General features: G+C 48.3%; 4 protein-coding genes and 2 pseudogenes. 5 read left to right on the top strand and 1 reads right to left on the bottom strand.

Annotation, left to right across the window (positions count from 1 at the left end; genetic code table 11):
- Positions 1-340 precede the first annotated feature (340 nt).
- Positions 341-823: a MarR family winged helix-turn-helix transcriptional regulator gene (locus tag B9Y59_RS13685; RefSeq protein WP_085531530.1), complete on the top strand. Its 483-nt coding sequence runs from the start codon at positions 341-343 to the stop codon at positions 821-823.
- A 24-nt stretch (positions 824-847) separates the two neighbouring features.
- Complete coding sequence (locus B9Y59_RS13680; RefSeq protein WP_085531528.1) at positions 848-2,254, top strand: MATE family efflux transporter; 1,407 nt, start codon at positions 848-850, stop codon at positions 2,252-2,254.
- An 83-nt stretch (positions 2,255-2,337) separates the two neighbouring features.
- Here the strand turns inward: B9Y59_RS13680 and B9Y59_RS13675 are convergent, their stop codons facing one another.
- Positions 2,338-2,769: a MarR family winged helix-turn-helix transcriptional regulator gene (locus tag B9Y59_RS13675; RefSeq protein ID WP_085531526.1), complete on the bottom strand. Its 432-nt coding sequence runs from the start codon at positions 2,767-2,769 to the stop codon at positions 2,338-2,340.
- Positions 2,770-3,120: 351 nt separating this feature from the next.
- Between B9Y59_RS13675 and B9Y59_RS13670 the strand changes: the two are divergent.
- From B9Y59_RS13670 to mglC, 3 genes and pseudogenes are all read left to right on the top strand, one after another.
- Positions 3,121-3,921 (top strand): annotated as a pseudogene (locus B9Y59_RS13670) (sugar ABC transporter ATP-binding protein); the annotation flags it as partial.
- Positions 3,912-5,366: a sugar ABC transporter ATP-binding protein gene (locus tag B9Y59_RS13665; protein ID WP_085534146.1), complete on the top strand. Its 1,455-nt coding sequence runs from the start codon at positions 3,912-3,914 to the stop codon at positions 5,364-5,366. The pseudogene B9Y59_RS13670 and the gene B9Y59_RS13665, both read left to right, overlap by 10 nt.
- 109 nt (positions 5,367-5,475) lie before the next feature.
- Positions 5,476-5,843 (top strand): annotated as a pseudogene (gene mglC, locus B9Y59_RS15900) (galactose/methyl galactoside ABC transporter permease MglC); the annotation flags it as partial.

Raw genomic sequence — 5,843 nt, 5'->3', positions numbered from 1 at the left:
TTTCCCCGCCTGTGCCGTCCCACCGGCCAAGCAGATATTGATGGTAATATGATAGCATATTTATGTCATTTAATAAAGAGGACGCTGCCATTTTACTGCAAACGGGAGAGTTCTGCAAGATTCAATCCCTGTAGATTTCCTGAAAGCGCATCACCGACTGTATCTTTTTCCCCTTATCATTTCCCCAAGATAATCAATTCCGTCCCTGCTCTGAACAACCAAGTATCCGATTCTAGCCCGAAAAGAATCGGACAGGCAGAGCCCCATTTTTTCCGTTCAATAGTTGCGCACGCTACTATTTTATGATAAGATCATCTTCGCAGGAAAAGGAGGTGGTCGTTTGAACGAAGATTTTACCAGTATTGGGAGGAACATTTCCAGTCTCACACGTATGATGCGCATGTATTATGACCGTGGCTTGGAAGCTTATCGCATTGGATGGGGACAGCAGTTCTTTCTGCAATACATCTATGAACACCCTGGACGGATGCCACAGGAGTTGACCGAACGGTTCCATGTGGACAAGGGCACTACCACCAAGGTTTTAAAAAAGCTCTGTGCAGAGGGCTATGTTGCGATAGAAGTGGATAAGCGGGACCATCGTGTGCGTATCATTCAACCCCTGAAAAAGGCGGAAGAGGCAGTGAAACAGATTCGTATGCTCCATCAACAGCTCCATCAAATCTTGACGGACGGTATGTCCGAGGCGGAGTGTGACGCAATGGAACAAAGCTTGGAACAACTGCGGATTCGATTGCGAAACGAACTGTTACAGGGCCACATCTCACATACATCTGGAGCCGAAAGGAATTGTAACGAATAAGGGACACAGGAGAAAGGAAAACGAATGAATCAAACCAACACCATAGAAGCACATAACCCTCTGGAAACAGAATCCATTGGAAAACTCATGCGTCAGTTTGCCATCCCAGCCATTATCAGCGGTCTGATGAACTCCATCTATAATATTGTCGATCAGATTTTTATTGGCCAAAGCGTCGGCACATTGGGCAATGCGGCAACAAATGTCGCCTTCCCACTGGTGACCATCATGGCCTCGCTCTCGATGATGATCGGTGTGGGTGGTGCTTCAAATTTCAGCTTGTATTTAGGAAAAAATGAAAACGAAAAGGCGGCAAAGGTTGTCGGGAACAGCCTCTGCATGGCAGTCCTATCGGGCATTGCGTTAAGCGTTACTGTTTTGGTATTCTTGGAACCACTGATGGTGCTTTTCGGTGCCAGAGGACAGGTTCTGATCTACGCCAGAGAGTATACTGGCATCACTGCTATCGGAATTCCCTTTACACTGTTCGGTTCTGCCGGAAGCCAATTGATCCGAGCGGACGGGAGTCCCAAGTATTCCATGTTCAGCGCCCTTTCCGGCGCCATCCTGAACACAGTCCTGGACCCCATCTTTATTTTTGGCTTTGGTATGGGCATTCAGGGGGCTGCCTTGGCAACCATCACGGGACAGATTGTAACGGCAATTGCCGTCCTACTCTACTTTCGAAAATTCCGATCTCTGCGTTTAAAAAGAGAACACTTTTTCTTCCGTGCGCGGACCGTTCGTTCCATCGTCTCCCTCGGTGCAGCCGCCTGCTTCAATCAGCTGGCTGTCACCTTGGTACAAATCGTCTTAAACAACACCCTGGGGTATTATGGAGAACTCTCCATCTATGGAAGGGATATTCCGCTCGCCTGTGTCGGAATCATCTCGAAGGTCAATACTATTTTTATTGCTGTGATTTTTGGTATCGCGCAAAGTTGTCAGCCGATTATGGGCTTTAACTACGGCGCTGGAAATTATAAGCGTGTCAAGAACGCCTATAAAATGGCTGCAATCGTGGTAACCTGTATCGCAACCGCGGCGTTCCTCTGCTTTCAAATTTTCCCCAAACAGATCATCTACCTATTTGGACAGGGCGACGCGCTGTATTACGAATTTGGAATCCGCTATTTCCGTATCTTTCTATTCTGTATTTTTATCAATGGAATTCAAATTTTAACATCCAATTTCTTTTCTTCTATCGGCTATGCACTCAAAGGAATTCTACTCTCCCTAAGCCGGCAGATCTTTTTCCTTCTGCCCCTTGTTCTCATTCTTCCCCTCTTTTTGGGGATTGACGGCGTACTATACGCTGGGCCGCTGGCAGATGGTGCCGCCGGATTGATGGCGATTCTTTTTATGATTCATGAAATGCGGCGTCTATCCCGAAAAGACGCTTCTATTCAAACAGCGGTACCCACCCTATGAACGGTGCATCTAACCGAGAACAACTCTTATCGCATGCAAAAGGCTAAAGAGGGCACACCAATTGGTGTGCCCTCTTTAGCCTTTTAAGGTTTTGGTTTTACATGTTCAAAAATTTTCTGCAACAGGCGCATAAATAGATCACGTTCAATGTCTGTCAAGCCACGCAATTGCTCCTCATGAAAATCATTAACGATCTGTACGATTTCAGGATAAATCGATGTAGCCTTCTCCGTAGGATATAACTCATTGACTCTACGGTCCTCACAACTGACCTGCCGCGTGATAAAACCACCCTTCAAAAGCTGCTGTACCGCCTTTGCAACCGTACTCTTATCAATACAGGTCAGCTCTGCAACCTTCTCTTGTGAAACCCCAGGGTTGTCGCAAATGCAGAGAATATACATGAACTGACCGCAGGTGACCCCCAAATCCTTAAGACGCTTTGCACAAAATCCCTGTGACTGCCAATAGATTACCGAAAAAATTTTGATGTAATCCCAATATGGTCCTTTCACGGCTTTCCCCTCCCGACAGCAATACCTGCGTCTTCCGCCAAGTTTATTTTAACTTGTAGAAAACGGGTTGTCAACGAATCTTCCGACAGCTGGAATCCTTCCGTTGACAGGATAAAAAATCTACGAATTTCTTTGATCTTCCTATAACTTTTTATTTTATATTGACAATCCTTTTGTTTCTCATTATAATGCAATTAATTGGTTATGCAACTAATTTATAGATATAATATAGCGATTTCTCTATCAATAAATAAAAATAACCCTTTTATTTAGTTGTATAACCCACCAAAATGTTCCAATGAGGAGTTGCAAAAGCATGAAGAAGAAAGGCATGGGAGGAGGATTGATCGTATGGGAGAATATGTGCTGGAAATGAACAACATCACGAAGGTATTCCCGGGCGTAAAAGCGCTGGACGGAGTAACCTTGAAAGTGCGGCCCGGCAGCGTGCACGCTCTGATGGGCGAGAACGGTGCAGGAAAATCGACACTGATGAAGTGTTTGTTCGGCATCTACCATGAAGATGGCGGCGAGATTATCCTGGATGGAAAGAAACGGGTCATCAATACGTCGAAACAGGCGTTGGACCTGGGAATCTCGATGATCCACCAGGAGCTGCACCCAATCCGGTTCCGTCCGGTAATGGAAAACATCTGGCTGGGAAGATTCCCTATGAAAGGGATCGCCGTCGATAAAAAGACGATGATCAAAAAGACAAAGGAGCTCTTTAAAGAGGTCGACCTGGACATTGATCCGGAGGTACTGGCGGGAACGCTGTCGGCGTCCAACTTGCAGTTGGTGGAGATAGCGAAGGCGGTCAGCTACAATTCGAAGATCATCATCATGGACGAACCGACGTCATCGTTGACAGACAACGAGACCGAGCACTTGTTTAAGATTATCCGGCAGCTACAGGAAAAAGGCTGCGCGATCATTTACATCTCCCACAAGATGGAAGAGATCTTGAAGATCTCGGATGAAGTAACGATCATGCGAGACGGCACGTATGTAGGAACCTGGCCGGCAAGCGAGCTGACAACGGACCTGATTATCAACCGAATGGTAGGGCGCGATATGACGAACCGTTTCCCGCCGAAGGCGTACAAGCCGGGGAAGGAAGTCGTGCTGAAGGTGGACGATCTGTGTTCGCCGTNAAAGCGCTGGACGGAGTAACCTTGAAAGTGCGGCCCGGCAGCGTGCACGCTCTGATGGGCGAGAACGGTGCAGGAAAATCGACACTGATGAAGTGTTTGTTCGGCATCTACCATGAAGATGGCGGCGAAATCATCCTGGATGGAAAGAAACGGGTCATCAATACGTCGAAACAGGCGTTGGACCTGGGAATCTCGATGATCCACCAGGAGCTGCACCCAATCCGGTTCCGCCCGGTAATGGAAAACATCTGGCTGGGAAGATTCCCCATGAAAGGGATCGCCGTCGATAAAAAGACGATGATCAAAAAGACAAAGGAGCTCTTTAAAGAGGTCGACCTGGACATTGATCCGGAGGTACTGGCGGGAACGCTGTCGGCGTCCAACTTGCAGTTGGTGGAGATAGCGAAGGCGGTCAGCTACAATTCGAAGATCATCATCATGGACGAACCGACGTCATCGTTGACAGACAACGAGACCGAGCACTTGTTTAAGATTATCCGGCAGCTACAGGAAAAAGGCTGCGCGATCATTTACATCTCCCACAAGATGGAAGAGATCTTGAAGATCTCGGATGAAGTAACGATCATGCGAGACGGCACGTATGTAGGAACCTGGCCGGCAAGCGAACTGACAACGGACCTGATTATCAACCGAATGGTAGGGCGCGATATGACGAACCGTTTCCCGCCGAAGGCGTACAAGCCGGGGAAGGAAGTCGTGCTGAAGGTGGACGATCTGTGTTCGCCGCTGCCGAAGTCGTTCCAGCATGTGTCGTTTGAGCTGCATAAAGGAGAAATATTGGGCATCGGCGGTCTGGTAGGCGCACAGCGTACAGAGATGGTCGAGGCTTTGTTCGGTCTGCGTGCGATTGCATCGGGCCATGTGGAAAAGGACGGCAAGCCGTTCAAGGTGAAGTCGGTGCGCGACGCAAAGGCGCATGGGCTGGCGCTGTTGACGGAGGAACGCCGTCAGAGCGGCGTATTTGGCATTCTGTCGATCGAGGACAACACGGTCATTGCTGCACAGAAGAGCTTTGCAAAGCATGGCGTGTTGCAGGAGAGCAAACGCTTTAAAGCGGCGACCGAATCGAACGAAAGCATGCACACAAAGACGCCGAGCATGAAGGAATTGATGCAGAACCTGTCGGGTGGCAACCAGCAGAAGGTTCTGATTGCGCGCTGGTTGTTGACGCATCCGGACATCCTGATATTGGATGAACCGACACGCGGTATCGACGTTGGTGCAAAGTATGAGATCTATACGATCATGCATGACCTGATTAAGGAAGGCAAGTCGATTATCATGATCTCTTCGGAAATGCCCGAACTGTTGGGCATGGCGGACCGCGTCATGGTCATGTGCGAAGGCCGTGTCACGGGCTTCCTGGACCGCGGCGAGGCGGACTCCGTTGGCGTTATGCGTTTGGCTACCAAATTTATGTAAATGAAAACTCATGGCCAGTGTGGCAGGGTTTTTCAAAAATTTTAATAGCCATATGCCTGTACGATCGTCGCGCGAAAGATGGGTATATGTAAAAAAGAAAGTGAGGTAAATGGGTATGCAAGGAGAAAAGACGATCCCGCGCAAAAAATATGCGCTGTCTTTCATCGTTGTGGGCGCAGTTCTTGCTGTCCTGGGTGTCATTCTCAACTTTGTATTGGATCCAAAAGCGACATTTGATCTGCCGTGGTTTATCCTTGGCATTGGCGTAATCGCCGTTGTCTATGGTATTGTACAGATGACGAGAGGCGAGCGCCTCCATCCGGAGGTTTCTTTTTCCTCCAGAGCAGCGAAAAACTTTTTGACGAATAACGCAATCATGCTGGCATTGTTGGCGTTGGTTGTCGTGATTTGCTTTATTGAGCCCCGTTTCATGCAGATTCAGGTGCTCTTGGACATTTTAACGCAGTCCTCTACCAG

This window comes from Anaeromassilibacillus sp. Marseille-P3371, from assembly GCF_900169665.1.
GTDB lineage: Bacteria > Bacillota > Clostridia > Oscillospirales > Acutalibacteraceae > Anaeromassilibacillus.
This window is presented reverse-complemented; position numbering and strand designations above follow the sequence as displayed.